Annotated in this window: 21 protein-coding genes and 1 pseudogene; 7 read left to right on the top strand and 15 right to left on the bottom strand. The window is 39.0% G+C overall.

Annotated elements, in window-relative coordinates; genetic code table 11:
• From FTT84_RS17925 to rplM, 6 genes and pseudogenes are all read right to left on the bottom strand, one after another.
• Positions 1–90 (bottom strand): annotated as a pseudogene (locus FTT84_RS17925) (transposase); the annotation flags it as partial.
• Positions 91–301: 211 nt separating this feature from the next.
• Positions 302–952, bottom strand: coding sequence for a hypothetical protein (locus FTT84_RS07790; RefSeq protein WP_180058905.1), 651 nt, complete (start codon positions 950–952; stop codon positions 302–304).
• Positions 953–968: 16 nt separating this feature from the next.
• Complete coding sequence (locus FTT84_RS07785; RefSeq protein ID WP_067763387.1) at positions 969–1,397, bottom strand: ClpXP protease specificity-enhancing factor; 429 nt, start codon at positions 1,395–1,397, stop codon at positions 969–971.
• Between the two features lie 29 nt (positions 1,398–1,426).
• Positions 1,427–2,080, bottom strand: coding sequence for a glutathione S-transferase N-terminal domain-containing protein (locus FTT84_RS07780; RefSeq protein ID WP_067763385.1), 654 nt, complete (start codon positions 2,078–2,080; stop codon positions 1,427–1,429).
• Between the two features lie 468 nt (positions 2,081–2,548).
• Positions 2,549–2,935 carry a 30S ribosomal protein S9 gene (rpsI, locus tag FTT84_RS07775; protein WP_067763381.1) on the bottom strand — a complete coding sequence of 129 codons (387 nt, stop codon included), beginning with the start codon at positions 2,933–2,935 and terminating at the stop codon, positions 2,549–2,551.
• Positions 2,936–2,947: 12 nt separating this feature from the next.
• Positions 2,948–3,376, bottom strand: a complete 429-nt coding sequence (gene rplM, locus FTT84_RS07770) for a 50S ribosomal protein L13 (RefSeq protein WP_067763379.1) — start codon at positions 3,374–3,376, stop codon at positions 2,948–2,950.
• Positions 3,377–3,567: 191 nt separating this feature from the next.
• On the opposite strand from rplM, the gene FTT84_RS07765 reads away from it, so the two are divergent.
• Genes FTT84_RS07765 through FTT84_RS07750 form a run of 4 tightly spaced genes read left to right on the top strand, consistent with a single transcriptional unit; the run spans position 3,568 to position 6,702 of the window.
• Positions 3,568–3,948, top strand: a complete 381-nt coding sequence (locus FTT84_RS07765) for a hypothetical protein (RefSeq protein WP_180058906.1) — start codon at positions 3,568–3,570, stop codon at positions 3,946–3,948.
• A 49-nt stretch (positions 3,949–3,997) separates the two neighbouring features.
• Entirely contained in the window at positions 3,998–5,011 is a 1,014-nt protein-coding gene (gene pdxA / locus FTT84_RS07760; RefSeq protein ID WP_180058907.1) for a 4-hydroxythreonine-4-phosphate dehydrogenase PdxA, read from the top strand.
• Between the two features lie 30 nt (positions 5,012–5,041).
• Positions 5,042–5,854, top strand: a complete 813-nt coding sequence (rsmA, locus tag FTT84_RS07755; RefSeq protein ID WP_067763375.1) for a 16S rRNA (adenine(1518)-N(6)/adenine(1519)-N(6))-dimethyltransferase RsmA — start codon at positions 5,042–5,044, stop codon at positions 5,852–5,854.
• A gap of 2 nt (positions 5,855–5,856) precedes the next feature.
• A complete protein-coding gene (locus FTT84_RS07750) occupies positions 5,857–6,702 on the top strand; it encodes a symmetrical bis(5'-nucleosyl)-tetraphosphatase (protein ID WP_180058908.1) in 846 nt (281 codons plus the stop codon).
• 60 nt (positions 6,703–6,762) lie between these two features.
• Here FTT84_RS07750 and FTT84_RS07745 read toward each other — a convergent pair whose 3' ends face one another.
• The 6 genes from FTT84_RS07745 to hflX form a co-directional block, all read right to left on the bottom strand.
• Positions 6,763–7,209, bottom strand: coding sequence for a DUF2147 domain-containing protein (locus tag FTT84_RS07745; RefSeq protein ID WP_180058799.1), 447 nt, complete (start codon positions 7,207–7,209; stop codon positions 6,763–6,765).
• A gap of 140 nt (positions 7,210–7,349) precedes the next feature.
• Complete coding sequence (locus FTT84_RS07740) at positions 7,350–7,799, bottom strand: DUF2147 domain-containing protein (RefSeq protein ID WP_180058798.1); 450 nt, start codon at positions 7,797–7,799, stop codon at positions 7,350–7,352.
• Positions 7,800–7,857: 58 nt separating this feature from the next.
• A complete protein-coding gene (locus tag FTT84_RS07735) occupies positions 7,858–8,310 on the bottom strand; it encodes a DUF2147 domain-containing protein (RefSeq protein WP_373684997.1) in 453 nt (150 codons plus the stop codon).
• A gap of 324 nt (positions 8,311–8,634) precedes the next feature.
• A complete protein-coding gene (locus FTT84_RS07730; RefSeq protein ID WP_180058797.1) occupies positions 8,635–9,309 on the bottom strand; it encodes an LrgB family protein in 675 nt (224 codons plus the stop codon).
• Positions 9,310–9,323: 14 nt separating this feature from the next.
• Entirely contained in the window at positions 9,324–9,695 is a 372-nt protein-coding gene (locus FTT84_RS07725; RefSeq protein ID WP_180058796.1) for a hypothetical protein, read from the bottom strand.
• 43 nt (positions 9,696–9,738) lie between these two features.
• A complete protein-coding gene (gene hflX, locus FTT84_RS07720; protein ID WP_180058795.1) occupies positions 9,739–11,070 on the bottom strand; it encodes a ribosome rescue GTPase HflX in 1,332 nt (443 codons plus the stop codon).
• A gap of 382 nt (positions 11,071–11,452) precedes the next feature.
• On the opposite strand from hflX, the gene FTT84_RS07715 reads away from it, so the two are divergent.
• On the top strand, positions 11,453–12,271 hold the full coding sequence (locus FTT84_RS07715; RefSeq protein ID WP_180080708.1) for a 1-acyl-sn-glycerol-3-phosphate acyltransferase: 819 nt from the start codon (positions 11,453–11,455) through the stop codon (positions 12,269–12,271).
• 49 nt (positions 12,272–12,320) lie between these two features.
• Here FTT84_RS07715 and FTT84_RS07710 read toward each other — a convergent pair whose 3' ends face one another.
• A complete protein-coding gene (locus tag FTT84_RS07710; protein ID WP_180080710.1) occupies positions 12,321–13,940 on the bottom strand; it encodes a phospholipase D family protein in 1,620 nt (539 codons plus the stop codon).
• Positions 13,941–14,042: 102 nt separating this feature from the next.
• Here FTT84_RS07710 and FTT84_RS07705 point away from each other — a divergent pair, with 102 nt between their 5' ends.
• A complete protein-coding gene (locus tag FTT84_RS07705) occupies positions 14,043–15,053 on the top strand; it encodes a metallophosphoesterase (protein ID WP_180058792.1) in 1,011 nt (336 codons plus the stop codon).
• A gap of 164 nt (positions 15,054–15,217) precedes the next feature.
• Entirely contained in the window at positions 15,218–15,562 is a 345-nt protein-coding gene (locus tag FTT84_RS07700) for a hypothetical protein (RefSeq protein WP_180080712.1), read from the top strand.
• A 67-nt stretch (positions 15,563–15,629) separates the two neighbouring features.
• Here the strand turns inward: FTT84_RS07700 and FTT84_RS07695 are convergent, their stop codons facing one another.
• Both FTT84_RS07695 and FTT84_RS07690 read right to left on the bottom strand, forming a co-directional pair.
• Positions 15,630–16,943: an MFS transporter gene (locus FTT84_RS07695; protein WP_180080715.1), complete on the bottom strand. Its 1,314-nt coding sequence runs from the start codon at positions 16,941–16,943 to the stop codon at positions 15,630–15,632.
• Between the two features lie 145 nt (positions 16,944–17,088).
• On the bottom strand, positions 17,089–17,730 hold the full coding sequence (locus tag FTT84_RS07690) for a hemolysin III family protein (RefSeq protein WP_067764956.1): 642 nt from the start codon (positions 17,728–17,730) through the stop codon (positions 17,089–17,091).
• Positions 17,731–17,813 lie beyond the last annotated feature (83 nt).

Here is a 17,813-nt window from a genome sequence, read left to right as displayed (position 1 = left end):
AATTTCAAATTGTGCAGCTACCGCTCGAATAGAATAACCTTCCTCAAGTTTAGCTAAAATTTTACGTCTAAAATGTTCTGAATAACTCATTGCACCATTGTATTGGTTTTATAATGATTTGACTATACAACTATACAGAAATTATTGAATGTAATTTTTGATAATTTGCTTTATAAATTTACATAGAGTCTCAGTTAATTACAAAATAAAACAAATAGCTTTTTAAATCAGGCTATTTTGGAAAAAGTTCATGTAAAAAAAACCTGCCCAATTGGCAGGTCTTTTTGTTTTGTCGATTTTCTTAAGCGAACATATTCGTTGCTGCTGAATATAAAATCCATAGAATTGCAATAGCAACGACTGGTTCAACAATTTTTGACCATGTTGGTACTGTTGCTTCTACAGCCACATTATTATCATCGTGCTGAGCGTTTTGTTGATGAACCATCTGATTAAACTCCTTCATAGATGCCTCTAATGATATATCTTCTTGCAGATTTGGTTTAGAGCCTAGAAGTTCTGTTAGGTTGTTTGTTGACCAAACCCAGTCATCTGCTTGACCAGAAAGATGTTCAATTTGTCCATTTAATAATTCGCGAATGCTCTGTAGCGAGTGAGAGCCTGTATCATGAAGTTGTTTCAGTTCAAGTAATTGCAAATGAAACACTTCAGTTGTTAGTTGCTCTAGTTCAGTTCGACTCAATGTTGATGCATTTGATGGATTTGTTGTTAAATGGCGAGAAACTTCCTGAATATACAATTCATCTGGATTTGAAATCTCTTGATAAACCTTTTCACCATTACTGCGTAATTGATTAATCAGTTCACCAAGTGTTAAGGCATTGATTTGACGGATATGTGAGCGTTTTTCTTCACGATCTAGATGACTTAAAAGCATAGGCTTTTGAGATTCAATTTGTTCTGCGAAATATTGTACTAAATCAAAAGCCATGATTTGCTCCGTTGTTTTAATCGAGCAACCTTAAACCCGGTTTTTTCTTTGGTTGCTCTTGTTGTTCTTGATCGTTTGATTTTAAAGCATTTTGCTCTTGATTGATATCTGCATATTCAGCTGGATCAAAGAACATGCCTTGCCCATTTTCACGAGCATAGATACCTAATAAGGCACTAAACGGAACATAGAGATTTTGTGAGACGCCACCGAAACGTGCCGAAAAGGTAATAGCATCATTGCTCATATGTAAAGCGTGCGTTGCATGGGGTGCAATATTTAAAACAATCTGACCATCTTGTACATATTGTACGGGTACCATCGTGTCTTTTTGCGTTGCATCGACCAATAAGTAAGGGGTTAACTGGTTATCACAAATCCATTCGAAAAGTGCACGGGTAAGATAAGGTCTGGTTGGGCTTAATGGAATATCTTGATCTGACATAATCGTTACTCTAAAAATTGGAAATAAAATTACTGTTTTGGCAAGAATTCGCTATAGCGATTTTTTTCTTGCAAGGTCAAAGATTTAATAAATGCAGGACGACTAAAAATGCGTTGGCAGTATAAGAAAATAGGTCTACATTGTTGTTTTGGTAGTTGAATACCCATAACTTTGAGTCGAAGGAAAATTGGTGCAAGCATACAGTCGAGCATGCTGAATTGTTCAGACATAAAATATGGATAATGCTGAAAAAGTGGTGTGAGTGATATTAATGTATCACGAAGTTGCTTTTGTGCTTTGTGTTTTGCTTGTTCATTAAGTGTATCAGGGTGGCGGAGCATGACGTCAGCAAGCTTCAACCAATCTTGTTCAAAACGCCATACATATTGACGCTGTTCTGCCCGTGGCATCGGGGCATCTGCATAGAGTTTATTTTGACGATAACGATCATCCAAATACTCTGCAATGATGCTGCTTTTATATAGTTTTAAACCATTTTCAATCATCATTGGAAGTTGATTATATGGATTCAAACTTGCTAAATCTTCGTCTTCATCATCTGCAATGATTAGGTTATGTTTAATTTGCTTCTCTGCAAGTACATAGCGTATCCAGTGTGAGCGAAAGTCATCCGCATGACTGTAAAGCGTAATCCCTTGGAGGGGTGCGTTTTCGACTGACATAATCCGAAGCAATGAGAAATGAATAAGATAGAATACTAAATATGGGCTATAAAATCACGGAGACTTTAGCAATATCAATTCAGTTGTACTTAAAATCACAATTTTATTTGATTTCATCTGATATATTTTCATGCTATCCCATGTAATTGATCCTCATTGCATTATGAGCATTGCACTTGTACAAAAATTACTATTTTTCTCTACCGTTATTTTTATGGGCATTGGTTTTTATACGGCGCTCGCCGGTAGTTATGCCTCTGATTATGGAGCAGAGGATGATAGCCCTGAACAAAAAAGCAAAATTACTATCTGTACAATTGCACTAACATTGTCGGTAATATGCTTTATTGCGAGTTTGAGTCTCTTTATTTATCGGGTCGTTATTCTATTTACATCATCTTCATAAAATGAAGACATAAAAAAACCTCGGCATAAGCCGAGGTTCTTTTGTCCGATTCGGTAAACGAATTAACGTTTAGAGAATTGAGGACGTTTACGAGCTTTACGTAAACCAAGTTTCTTACGTTCAACTTCACGAGCATCACGAGTAACGAAACCAGCTTGACGAAGAGCAGGTTTAAGTGTTTCGTCAGAAGCGATCAATGCACGAGTAATACCGTGACGGATTGCGCCTGCTTGACCACCGATACCACCACCTGAAACAGTGATGTAAAGGTCATATTTAGTAGTCGCTTCAAGAAGCTCAAGTGGTTGGTTAACAACCATACGAGCAGTCTCACGACCGAAATACTGTTCTAAAGAACGGTTGTTAATTACGAGTTTACCAGTACCAGCTGATAGGAAAACACGTGCAGTTGCGGTCTTACGGCGACCTGTACCATAGTTAGTAGCCATGTGCTGTATCCCTTAGATGTCCAAAACTTGTGGCTGTTGAGCAGTATGAGGATGCTCAGTACCAGCGTACACTTTCATTTTTTTGATCATTGCATAACCAAGAGGACCTTTTGGCAACATACCTTTAACAGCTTTTTCAAGAACTGCTTCAGGTTTGTGAGCAATTAACTTCTCAAAGTTAGTCTCACGGATACCACCAGGGAAACCAGTATGGCGATAGTATTTCTTATCAAGTGCTTTTTTACCAGTCACTTGAATTTCTTCAGCATTGATTACAACGATGTAGTCGCCAGTGTCAACGTGAGGAGTATAAGAAGTTTTGTGCTTACCGCGTAAACGACGAGCGATTTCAGTCGCAAGGCGACCTAAAGTTTTGCCAGAAGCATCAACAACATACCAGTCATGTTGAACTTCAGCTGGCTTAGCGCTGAGAGTTTTCATTAAACCACTACCTATTATAGTTGGTTTGGACTATGGAATCTGTCCAAACAAAAGGAGACGCGATTCTAAACGAATACGTGAAGAATCACAAATGAAAATATAAAATTTCAAGCGCTGTATTGTAGTGTATTTCTTCATCAATAAACAGCCTATAATTCAAAAAATATAAAAAACTAGATGAAAATAAAATTATGTCTGATCACACTCAGAGAGCAACATTAGAAATAGTCCCATTTTGGCAAACATGGTTTCGCATCATTTGGATTTTAAACCTTCTCATAGTTAGCCCATTTTATTTATATCTTGTGCATTTACATGGTGTAGGAGATGCGGTCATGGTCTTATTGATGGCATTGTTTTTATGTTTTGTCACTTACTACATTGTATATTTATTATTGGCTTCCTTGATAATTGGTGGAATCTCATTTTGGTTGCTGTCATGCTATCCTCAACGGTTGAAACGCATTGAAAAATGGGTTTTTATTGTAATTGCTATGGTTTGGGCGCTGGGTATCTTAGGCTTCGCTTTTGAAGTAATTCCATATCATGTTTTACAGCGAACATATTTCTGACAGGTATGTATTTCGCACATAAAAGATTTAGTTTCAGCAGTATTGAGTAATGAGCAGTATAATAAAGCTGTCTAGCTACCAAGGAAAAGGCGTCGTGCTCCCTTTATATATCACTAGCGGTGAACCTGCAGGAATTGGCCCAGATATTTGCCTAAGTTTGGCAGATCGTATTGATGAGCGTCCTATTGTCGTTTTGGCTGATAAGCAGATGTTGCAGCAACGAGCGGAACATTTAGATTTAAATGTAGAATTGGTTGATTATGTGGGGCAACAAGATTCTTGTGCGGTAGGACAGCTCTATGTGGAGCATGTTCCTTTAGCGGATACTGTAGTTTTAGGTCAGCTTGATGCCAATAATGCGGCTTATGTATTAGAACAATTGCGCCGATCTGCTGATTATGCCATGTCAGGAAAAAGTGTCGGTGTGGCGACAGCGCCAGTGCAAAAATCTATCATTAACGATGCCGGTATTCATTTCAGTGGTCATACCGAGTTTTATCAAGAGTTTGCTGGCGTTCCGCGTGTGGTGATGATGCTCGCAACTAAAAAATTACGAGTGGCACTGGCAACCACACATTTAGCGTTGCGAGATGTACCTGATGCTATTACCCCCGAGCGCTTACATCAAGTGATTGATATTTTAATTCATGATCTGAAAAGTAAATTTAAGATTGAGCAGCCTAATATTTTGGTGTGTGGCTTAAATCCGCACGCGGGTGAAGATGGATATTTAGGCATGGAAGAGATCGAAGTGATTAATCCTGTTCTGGAAAGCTACCGTGAGCAGGGCGTTCACATGAGCTTGAGCTTGCCTGCGGATACTTTATTTACCCCTGAAAATTTAAAAGATGCCGATGCGGTTTTGGCGATGTATCACGATCAAGGCTTACCTGTGTTAAAATCGCAGGGCTTTGGTGAAGCCATCAATATTACTTTGGGCTTACCGTTTATTCGTACCTCTGTCGATCATGGCACAGCACTCTCCCTTGCAGGTACTGGTCTTGCAAAAAGCTCTAGCTTACATGTGGCTGTGGACTTAGCGCTTGATTTAGCGCGTCAATGATCTTGTTTTATTTACACGTTGGAAATGTCTATGTATCAAATTAATGCCCTAAACCCCAAAGACGAAGGGCATCACACGCGTAAGCGTTTTGGGCAAAACTTCTTACATGACCAACGTGTCATTGCTAAAATAGTACGTTCGGTGAATCCACGCTCAGGGGATAATATCGTCGAAATTGGCCCTGGTCTTGCAGCGTTAACCTCACCGTTAATTGGTGAGTGTGATGCTTTAACAGTGGTTGAACTTGACCGTGATTTGGCTGCAGGTTTGCCGGGCCGTGTACCGCATCCTGAGCGTTTAACCATTGTAGAAACAGATGCTTTGAAATATGACTTTACTGAGCTATTTCAAGAAGGTCGTCCGCTACGCGTTGTTGGTAACTTGCCCTATAATATTTCAACGCCTTTGTTATTCCATCTCTTGGAGTTTGGTGACAAAGTGAAAGACATGCACTTCATGTTGCAAAAAGAAGTGGTTGATCGTATTACCGCCGAGCCAAACACTAAAGAATATGGCCGTTTGTCAGTGATGATTCAGTACTTCTGTAAGCCAACTTTCTTATTTGAAGTACCACCGGGATCATTTAATCCCCCGCCAAAAGTAACTTCTGCAGTATTCCGTTTAGAGCCATATGCAGCGAAACCAATTGTAGCGAAAAATGAAAAAGCTTTGGCGCGTTTGGTTTCACATGTATTTACTCAGCGCCGTAAAACCTTACGTAATAGCTTAAAAGGCATGTTGGTTGAAGACGGTTTTGAAAATGCTGGTGTTGATCCAATGGCACGTCCTGAGACCTTAACTTTAGCTCAGTTTGTTGCCTTGTCAGATCAAATGGTGGCTTAAATATGTCACGTGCAATTCGTTATAACTATGTGATCGGTGATGTACAAGGCTGTTTTGAAGCTTTAAAAGCATTATTAAAAGCCATTCAATTTGATGCAGAACAGGATTATATTTGGTTTGCAGGTGATTTAGTCGCACGTGGTGAAAACTCAGTCGGTGTGCTCAGATTTGTTAAAAAGTTGGTCGATAATGGTGTAGCTGCGACAGTTTTGGGTAATCATGATCTGACTTTATTGGCTGTTGCACGCGGTATTAAAGAGATTAATCCAAAAGATAATACGCTAGATGTCATTAATGCTTTAGAAAGTGATGATTTAATTGAATGGTTACGTCATCAGCCTTTGTGTTTATTTCCAAATGAACACACAGTTCTTACGCATGCCGGTATTCCACTGAATTGGACGACTGAACAGGCGGCTGCTTTAGCGAAAGAAGTAGAAGCTATAATTGGCCATGAGGACTTTGAAATCGTCGATGGCTTCTTGAAAGAGATGTATGGTAAAAAGCCAGATCTTTGGTCAGATGAGCTAGAGGGTAATGCACGTCTACGCTGTATTACCAACTATCTAACCCGCATGCGTTTGACTAACGCAGAAGGGTGTTTGGAATTCAGCTTTAAAGATAGTCTTGCAGATCCAATGCCGGAAGGCTTTAAACCATGGTTTGAGTTTGAATCACAGGCAGCACAGACTCACCAAGTTATTTTTGGTCATTGGGCAGCTTTACAAGGTAAAACAATTTCCGAGCAGATTCAAAACATCGATGGTGGATGTGTGTGGGGGCATCAACTTATGGCTTATCGCCTTGAAGATAAAAAAACTTTCGCAGTTGACAACCCGATGATGTAATAACTTGTTGATAAATAAAAAGCCACGTCAAAACGTGGCTTTTTTTATGATTCGTTAGGATTAATCAATACGAATCCAAGTTTGGTTGCGGCCTAATACAGATACACCGATACTAGCGCGAATGGTCAAGCGTTTACCTGTACCATTTAGACGAATTTTTGCGTCGTAAATTTTACCTGAAAGTGGGTCAATAATACGGCCTTTTGTATAATTTTTGCTGTTATCGACCTGCTTTAAACCGCGGATAATTTCCATACCTAAAATCGGTTGATTGGTATATGGTGCAGGACATTTATTACAGGTTCTTTGTGGTGTATAGCCTGGGCGAGGTGTAATTTTTATAATTTTGCCGGTAAAGGTGTTATTGGATTCTTTCTCAATGGTAATAATGGCTTTAGCAGCACCAGTTTTATCATCAATCTGTTGCCAAATTCCTGTGATATCGTTTGCAAATGCGGATACCGTAAAAAAGAAAGAACATAGTAAAAGTAATAATTTCTTAAACATCTTCGCTTATTCCCCTAAAAGCTTTTAAGAATGCGCTAGTATGTTAGAAACTTTAGTGGAATAGTCAACTTTATTTTTGTAATTTAATCATTCACTTATAAATAAGCCGCCTTACAGGCGGCTCTAAATTTCAACACTTTTTAGTCTTGGCGAATCCACGTTTGACTACGACCTAAGGCTGAAACGCCCATATAGCCACGCAGAGTTAATCGTTTACCATTGGCATTAATACGAACTTTTGCATCGTAAATTTTGCCTGCTAATGGATCAATCACACGACCTTTATCGTAATTATTGGTGCCTTGAACATGCTTCAGGCCAGTTAAAACATCCATACCTAAAATTGGTTTATTGGTATAAGGTGCTGGGCAGTTGTTACACGTGTCACGAGGCGTATAGCCAGGACGTGGTGTTACTTTGACAATTTTACCTGTAAATGTCCCATTACTATCTTTGCGGATTTCAATAATTGCTTTAGGTGAGCCTGTTTTATCGTCGATTTGTTGCCAAGTACCTGACAAATCTTGTGCGAAGGCAGAACTACCCATCATGGCAGCTAAGAATAAGAACCCCGCTTTAAATTTTTTCATCATTTTATCCCTGATAAGATTAGGTATTCACCTAAAAATGTAACGATTTATATTTGTATTAGTCCGCGCGAATCCACGTTTGGGTACGACCAATCGCAGAAATACCAAGGTAACCGCGCAAGTGAAGTCGTTTTCCATTAGCAGAAATTTTGCCTTTTAGACTATAAATTTTGCCTGTAAGTGGGTCTAAAATTTTGCCTTGCGAATATGAGTTTTCACCTTCAAGTTTCAAATTTTTAAAGACATCCATGCCTAAAATAGGTTGATTGGTATAAGGTGCTGGGCAATTTACACATTTCTCTTTAGGGGTATAACCCGGACGAGGTGTGATTTTGACAATCTTACCGGTATAGCTATCCTTGGCGTCTTTACGAACTTCAATTAACGCTTTTGGTGAGCCAGTTTTATCATCAATTTGTTGCCACGTGCCTGTAAGGTCTTGTGCATAAAGTGTAGAACAGCTAAAAAGTAAACCGAGTGCACCTGCCGAAATCAACTTTTTCACCATCATATTTCTAATCCTTTATCAATATAGTTTATGGTTGTTTATTGAACATCTTAGGTAAAAAAACAATCTAGAGCAACTCATCTAAGACGAATTATTCACTTTATTTATGTGAAATATGTCATTAGACACATTTTAAAATCAAAAGCTCAGACCCCAATGAATAAATTAATGGATTCGTAAAGAGTTAAGCTTTTGCTTTAATTGCAGCAGCGATCTTTTGTAATAGCTAAACGTTGCTGCAATATTCAATCTAGTCAATGGTAGATTGTTATTTTGATCATAAGTGTATTTTTTATACAAAACAATCATTTAAAATTGATTTATCAGTCACATTCTTTGTAAAAAGAGTATGAATGTTGGCAACCATATAGCCGTAAACACTGCATTGACTGCCATACCAAAAGCAGCATAACGTCCAGCAATACTGCCACGTTGCCATGCTTGAGCTGTACCTATGGCATGTGCCGCAAGGCCTAGGGCTAAACCTGATGCGCGTTCGTCATGAATATTTTTGAGCAGTAAGGGAGAAAAGGCAGCACCGATCACCCCAGATAAAATCACAATCAGAATGACTAAGGGGATAGGAGAGTGCAATAACGTTGCAATGTTAATCGCAATGGGGGTGGTGACTGCGCGCGTAGCAAAAGCCATGATTGTTGGATCAGAAAGATGGAGTAAATAAGCCAAGCCCATTGGGAGTGCAACGGCACTGATGCTGGCGAAGACTAAAATACTCACCACTGCTTTGAGTGGAAGATCGTCATAACGCATGGCTGCAAGTGGGATAGCTAAAGCGACGGTGACATATCCCAAGAGATGATTAAACAATGGATTGACTTGAGCCATATATTTTTCATAAGGAATGCCAAAGATAAACAGCAAAGCGATGACAAAAAACATTCCAATAACAATAACTGGAATTTGCGGAAATTTTTTATTGATGGGCTTTGCACAGATATATGCAATAAAAGTTAAAAAGAATCCATAAACGATTGCAAGCATGAATTAACGTCCTGTTATAACCATTTTTTTGCCATTTTTGCGTAAACCCAAAGCGGGATGAGTGTGCTGAGTACCATAACTACTAAAAAGAGGGGTATCTCTGTGCCCATGTGTACCAGCATTAATAATGATCCTGCACTAATTGGCAAAAAGGCGAAGGCACTTTCCTTCATGATTTTGTTATTGGTATCGACGATTCGTGCAGGAATTTTATGCACTTTTCTCCAAATAACGAGCACAATTAACAAGGCGATCAAGCCAACTAAATTCCCCAATTCTGGATGATCTAATTGGCTCATGAGCCAAACTGCACCTTCTCTAAAAAGAATAATCAGTGCAATCGTTGCCAACCAAGCTTTCCAATCTATTGTTTTGATCCAATCCATTTTGATCTATCGTTAAAATTATACTTATCAAGTTTTAACCGATTTAGTCTTTAATTTCAAATTCCTCAAGCGGTCTTTGGAATTGTTGTGCTCGGTTGCCAAGGATTTCTTCTAAAGGCAAATGGGCTTGTTTAATCAATTGTTCAAGCTTATGAGGCGCAATAATGACATGTAGAATTAAATTCCCATGCTCGTCATAATTTTCGGTTTGGATCACATTCAGTGCATATAATTGCGTACGTAATTTGCCATAAGCTGGTTTGAGAGTGAGCTCAAAACTTTGGATTTGTCCCATTAAACATTCTTGCACGGCCTGGCGTAAAAGTGGCAAACCTTGGGAACTATGTGCAGATACATAAACACGGTCGGGAAGATGTGGTTTTGCATAAATGATTTTTGCATCTTCGCCACTGACATCAATTTTATTATAGACACGTAAGATAGGCACATCAGCGCCAATTTCTTTCAGCACTTTTTCAACGGCTTCAATTTGTTCCAACATATCGGGGCTACTTGAATCAATGACATGAAGGAGCAATGACGCTTCAAGGGTTTCTTCTAATGTTGCTTTAAAAGACTCTACTAAAGAGTGGGACAGATTACGAACGAAACCTACAGTATCTGCTAATACAAGGTTACCTATGCCATCCCAATGTAAACGTCTTAATGTGGGGTCAAGGGTGGCAAACAACTGATCTGCGGCATACACATCACTTTTTGCCAAAATGTTGAATAGGGTTGATTTACCTGCATTGGTATAACCGACCAATGAAACAGTTGGAACAGCCGCTTTTTGCCGTGCGACACGTCCTTGAATACGTGTTTGGCGAACCTTTTCTAATTTGGCTTTTAATTGCCCCATACGTAATTTAAGTAAGCGTCTGTCAGTTTCAAGTAGGGTTTCACCTGGGCCGCGTAAACCAATACCGCCTTTTTGGCTATCAAGGTCACCACGACTACGAATGAGACGAGATGCCATATGTTGTAACTGTGCTAATTCGACTTGTAACTTACCTTCATAGGTACGTGCACGTTGGGCAAAAATGTCTAAAATTAGTTCGGTGCGATCAACCACACGGCATTTCATAATCCGTTCAAGATTACGTGCCTGAGCTGGCGTCAAGGAATGGTCGAAAATGACCAACTCGGCTTCCAATTGTTGCACAATTTCAGCAATTTCTTCAGCTTTACCTGAACCAATAAATAGTTTTGCGTCAGGCTTAATTCGTTGTGCATGAATATGTTCGAGTATTTCTGCGCCTGCAGATTGAGCTAGTAAGTGGAATTCTTCGGCATCAAGGTCATGAAGCATTTGCACAGCGACGCTGACCAAAATAATGCGTTCTTTACTTTGATGTTGATTAAAATTTTCCACTCAGGCATTACTCCTATCTAAAGGGGTATTTTAGGCGAAAAATGAGATCGAAAGTAAATTACTATATAGACTGCCGATTAAAAGTTTTGGAAACTCAAAGCAAGTAATAGCAGAGCTGAGCAGTACATTAGAACTAAACCACCAATGCTTTTGAGCGCATCCCAACTTGAAATTTCTGATGGGGTCTCTGAGGAATTGTTCATGAAATTTTTAATCCATAAAAGCGATTGGTTTATAGTAAGTAATTCTTTAAAACGATTAAAATGGGAAAATATTATCTTTAGCTTCGGTTTTTATGATCAATGCAAATTAAATCACTTCAGTATACTATGAGGAAAAATCAAGCCGATGATTGGCACAGCGTAATTTTAGTGATCCGTATATGAAGCAAGTTCAAAGCAAAAACACAACTCAGATCAATGCTTTTTCAAAAATTTATCTTTATTGTAAAAAAGTCTGTGCGGCTGTCGTAGCGGTGTCGCAGGGATTTTATTTGGTTTTCCGTCATCAGCTTTATAAAGATCCGAACAATCCTAAAAATACCCGTTATGTACAATACTTCTGCCGTAAGCTGTGCAAAGTGTTTAATATTGATGTCAAAGTTCATGGTGAAATCCCACGTCAGCCTGCACTTTGGGTGAGTAATCATATTTCGTGGTTGGACGTTGCTGTATTGGGTTCGGGAGCGCGTGTATTCTTTTTAGCCAAAGCAGAAATTGAGAAATGGCCAGTACTCGGTAAATTGGCAAAGGGTGGTGGGACACTGTTTATTAAGCGTGGTTCAGGTGACTCTATTAAAATTAAAGAACAGATCACTGAGTTTTTAAAGCAGGACAGTCCCGTTCTGTTTTTCCCTGAAGCCACCACTTCAGATGGCACAAAAATTAAAAAAGTGCATGGTCGTTTATTGGGTTCGGCCATAGATGCGGGGCGACCGGTACAGATTTGTTTGATTTGTTATGTCAATCAGCTGGGGGAGTTAGACAAAGTTGCGCCATATATTGATGATTTAAGTTTTGATCGGCATGTGCGAAATGTCTTAGAAATGCCGAATGTCACAGCACATTTATTAACTTTGCCTGCCATAGATTCTACAGGGCATACGGTAGAATCACTGACACGTGAAGTTCAAGAGAAAATGACCGAAGGCTTAAAGCAACTTCAAGCACAGGTATTAAAAACACCAATTCATCTTGAATGAGCTGCAGAAATTTAGCTTGAACGCATCATTTTGCAAGGCTAAGTGTTATTTACATGAAGCCTTCAACGGGTAGCCAAGAAATAAACTTCATTCCTGCTTTTTGCCACCATTTCATTTTAGGTTCGTGGGTATAAGTTCGAATATTTCCATTCGACAGTTTGATTTTCCAATTAATATTTTGGTCTGCATTGAGCACTAATTTATAGGCATACTTACTTAGATTTTCATCCATGGTGTAGTGGACGGCACGTGCGAGGCTTGGGCTGTTGAGGAGTACGCCAATTTCAGTATTTAAATAAGCAGAACGCGGATCAAAGTTAAATGAGCCGATAAAGACTTGTTTTTCATCTAAGGCCATCAGTTTTGCATGTAAACTTGAGCGACTTAATCCCTTCATACTTACTTTTGATTTTTCAGCAATTTCTTTGGTATTGGTATTGAGGTTTTCAGAATCTGGGGTTGATAAAAATTCATACAGCTGGACATCATGCTCGAGTAGATCTTGACGGTATTTACTATAAAAAGCATGTACAAGGGGAACGTCATTGGCTTGGAATGAATTGGTTAATACACGAACGTTAACACCATCTGCACTGAGTTTTTTTAGACGTTCTGCGCCTTCTTTTTCAGGGACAAAATAAGCAGACACAATATCAACACTTTGTGTAGGTTTATCCAAACGATTCAACAGCTGAAAGTTGAGATGTTCTTCTTTTTTGGCTTTGGCTTTAATTTTACTAGGTGAGTCTTTGACGACTTCTGCTTTGACCCAGTCAAATTGAATTTTATTATTTAACCACTCGTCAAATGAATGTGAACGGTTGGCTAAATCCAGATAATTCACCACAGTCGCTTCTTGGTTATAGTCAGCCAATTGCTGCTTAAGCCCTTCATAGCGCAAAGTATAGTGACGAGGGTTGACCAGTTGGCGTACAGGGAATGCATAATCATCATTCCAATATTCATCAAAGGAGTGAATGATTTCATCTGAAGCAGCACCAACTAACATGACATCCACATCTGAAAACTGGTAGTTATCACTGACGTTATAATATTGGTTGCTCATATTGCGCCCACCAATTAAGGCTATTTGGTTGTCTGCAATAAAGCTTTTATTGTGCATACGTCGATTAATACGTTTTAAATCTAGTACCATATCCATGGCACGGAAATGACGGAAGCGGTACGGGTTGTATAGGCGAACATCAATATTGGTGTGCTGATCGAGTGCCATATAAATGCCTTCCATTTTCTTGGCATTATTGTCATCGACCAATAAACGTACTTTTACACCGCGATCCGCAGCTTGAATCAGCGCATGTAAGGCCAATGAACCAATTTTATCGTTATCCCAGATGTAATATTGTAGATCTAAGCTTTTTTCAGCTTTGTTGATGAGCTCAATACGTGCCGCCAAAGCTTCAAGTGGATCATATAACACATGGTAACCCGTTAAATCGGGATTTTGAGAACGTAAAGGCAGTACAATTTTGGCTAAGGTTGTGTCATCAGTTGGAGTGTGGAAAGCATAGTCAACAGGTTGTGTTGGCTGCTTTGGCAGCGTGGTACAAGCTGGTAAGGTGAAAACCAAGCTACAACTAAGCAAAACAGCTTTATAGTGTGACTGTATAAATGGTGTTTTTTGCTGAATTTGTGCGGCTGGGTTCATGCTGACTGGATACTAAAAAATTTGATTTGAGTATAAGTGTCAGCTGTGAAAAGATAAATATATAGACAGATTTTCCGATCAGACAAATTGTAGAGCAAATGTATGTGGGAATTAAATTCCGTAGTGTTGTATTTTTATCTAGCTTTGGGTGTGCTCGCAATTTGGGCTATTTCACAAGCGTGGCTAAGTCAATCTCGCACGGAAACGATTCATCCTTTTAAAGCTTTTATCCATTTACTGGCCTTCTATCTTTCATATCTACTGATTCCTTTATTTTTCTTTAGCTTCTATGCGGGTTGGAGTGGTTACTATTCATTGCATGAAGCGATATTTGTCGGTCTGATTACGGGTGTACTGTGTTATGCGCGTTTTATTGAGCCGCATATGGTAAGGGTACAAAAGCGTCAATATAAGTTGCATGAAGATCGGAATTTACTCAAACCTGTTCGTATTGCTTTAATTGGTGATCTGCACATTGGTCTATTTTCAGGGCATGAACGCCAGCTCAAAATTATTGTTGATAAGATTAATGCACAAAACCCTGATTTGGTTGTAGTTGCAGGGGACTGGACTTATGAACCTGAAAATAAGTTAGTAGAAGAGCTTTCAGTACTCAAAAAAATTGTCGCGCCAATTTATTCGGTAAATGGTAATCATGATGAACAATACCCAGGGCCGCCCATTCAGGAATTATTGAAGCAAGCTTTGAGTACGAATAATGTGGTTGATATAGAAGGACAGGTCGTGGAGTTTAATGAATTCCGTCTGCTTGGTATTGGAGATTTATGGGCGGGTAAAGCCGATATGCGTTATTTACCTGAGCTGCCACAAGATAAACCTTGGCTAATTCTTTCGCATAATCCTGATACGGTTGATATGGTACCGAAACTTCCAGAACGCCCATTGATGCTTTCAGGACATACCCATGGTGGACAAGTTGAACTGCCATGGTTGACGGATTATGTTATGAAAAAAGTATCAATATTGGGGCATAAAAAAGGGCTGTATCAGCATGAAAATGCCGATGTATTTGTGACAGTTGGAACAGGTATGGTTGGTGTGCCATTTCGGTTTCGTGTACCGCCAACAATTGATATTATTGAATTAATTTAAAGATAAACGGTATTGGTGATCTGAACTTAGACTGATTATATTGATAGCGTTACATGCTCAATTTGATGAGATGGTGGCATCATATTGTATTCAATGTGATATGTAGTAGAAAACAAATATAAAGCTTTCAATAGCAACATCATACGAATTATGAGAAATGTACTATGTCAGAATTTCACAAAGAAATCGGGTCTTTATTTGGTATTGCAGAAAGCCAATCAGATCAAATTGAGCAGGGATTATTGAAGTTAAAACAGGAGTTTTTAACAGCAGAAGATGTAAGTAGTCATGCATTTTCAGAGCAGTTTTATGACAAATTTTATCAGTTAGTTACTGAACATAGCATTTTGGATGATGACATAGAACGACTTGTGAACGTACTTTATTTTAATGAAGATCATCAGCAAGTCGTCACCTATATTGTGCCAAGTTACTATAACTCAGGTGGCGATCGTGAACAGTTTGAAGATACTTATCAACTGATGATGGAAGATTTACAGCAAAGCTAAACTATTGTTGATTGTAATAGACATAAAAAGCCAGCTTTAAAGCTGGCTTTTTTATTGTGGAATCGGATTAAACCTGATTATTCACATCATCATTTTTCGTTTCACGAATCAGCAAGAATGCAACAAGTGAAAGAACTGAAGCTGCAGTTAGGTAATAACCCACTGCATATAAACCATAGCCAGTCGCAAGTTTAGTTGCGATGAGTGGCGCAAATGACGCACCAAAAATACCAGCCATGTTAAAGGTTAGCGCTGAACCTGTATAACGTACAGATGTTGGGAAAATTTCAGACAATACTGTACCAATTGGACCATAAGTTAAGCCCATGATCGCAAGACCAATACATAGGAATAAGAACACCATCGCGGTACTACCAGACTCAAGCATACTTGAGAAAACTAGACCAAATAATGCTGAAACTATACACACCGCAATAGACGTTGCTTTACGACCAAATTTCTCAGCAAATACAGCAGAAAGTGGAATGAATGCTGCGAAACAAAGTGTTGCCACAAGTTGAAGTTTTAAGAATTCTTCACGTGTATAACCAAGCTGTGTTGTGCCCCATTGTAAAGCAAACACAGTCGTTAAATAGAACACAACGAATGTACAGATGGCTGCAATCGTACCAAGAATTAACATACCCCAATGCTTAGTGATAACTTCTTTGAATGGAATGTTAACTTCTTTCTGCTTATCCAATACTTTTTGGAATGCAGGTGTTTCATGTAATTTTAGACGAATCCAAAGACCAACGATTACCAGTAATGCACTGGCAATAAATGGAATACGCCAGCCCCATTGCATAAACTCAGCTTCAGACATGAAGTGACCGAGGGTCAAGAATGAACCTGTTGCAAGAATAAAGCCGATGGGTGCGCCCAATTGAGGGAACATACCGTACCAAGCACGTTTACCTTCTGGTGCATTTTCGGTTGCAAGTAATACTGCACCTGACCATTCACCACCTAATCCTAAACCTTGACCTAAACGACATAGTGCAAGTAACAACGGTGCCACAATACCAATTTGAGCATAAGTTGGAAGTAAACCGATACATACGGTTGAGATACCCATGGTCAGCAATGCAGCGACTAAGGTTGCCTTACGGCCAATACGGTCACCTAAATGACCGAAGAATGCAGCACCAATTGGACGTGCAATGAACGCGATTGCAAAAGTTGCCAGCGATTGAATGGTTGCTGTGGTTGGATCTGTACTCGCAGGGAAGAACAGATGCGGGAAGATAATCACAGCTGCAGTAGCATAAATATAGAAATCGAAGAACTCGATTGTTGTACCTACAAGACTTGCTGTAAGTACGCGGAATTTTGAATTTGCGGGTTGCTGTTCCGATGCAGCAGCATTTGAAGACGCCATGGTAGACCTTACACTTACTAAAAATAATTGAACTTAGTTTTAAAAGCGTAATCTTTTTAAAAAAGGCGTAATTTCTTAAAAAAATACGAAATACCAGCTTTCAGGCTGCGGAATTAGGGTCACTAAAGAATGCAGTGTTAGCGGGTTATATCACGTAGAGATAAATCGACAGGAAATGTGATCCTGCACCTATCAATACAAAAATATGCCAGATAGCGTGCGTATATCTTACCTTTTTTAAAGCATAAAACAATGCACCAATGGTGTATGACAGCCCACCAATGATCAGGTAGGTTAAAGCTTGATCAGATAAAAAGCGTTGCATATCATCCATTACCAACAGTGCAAGCCAGCCCATGACCAAATATGCGATTAAGGATATTTTCTGAAAACGGTGAATGAAGATTAACTTGAATAGTGTTCCAATAGCGGCAATGACCCACAAAGCAATCAATAAATAATGTGCTTTGGCTGTTGGAATCGCGATGGCTAGAAATGGCGTATAGGTGCCAGCAATTAAATAGTAGATTGCCGTATGATCGAGTTTTTTGTACAAACCACGACGTTCAGGTGATTCAGCAAAGTGATATAAGCTAGATGCAGAGAACAATAAAATCATACTCAAAGCATACACCCAAAGGGCAAGCCATTGACCCATTGGTAAGTATGAACCTTTTATAATCAATAATATACCAGCGATAAGGGATAAGCCTGCACCGACTGCATGGGTATAGAAATTTAAACGTTCTTCAGCAGGATCATAAGCAGCAACAGTGGGAGTATTCATAGGCGTAATTTTATAATAATTTAAATATACATATGTATAGTAATTCAATTTTGCTTTTGGTGTAAGAAGATTTAAAATTGGGA

Origin of the sequence: Acinetobacter sp. YH01019, from assembly GCF_013420285.1 — a bacterium.
Classification (GTDB): domain Bacteria; phylum Pseudomonadota; class Gammaproteobacteria; order Pseudomonadales; family Moraxellaceae; genus Acinetobacter; species Acinetobacter gandensis.
This window is presented reverse-complemented; position numbering and strand designations above follow the sequence as displayed.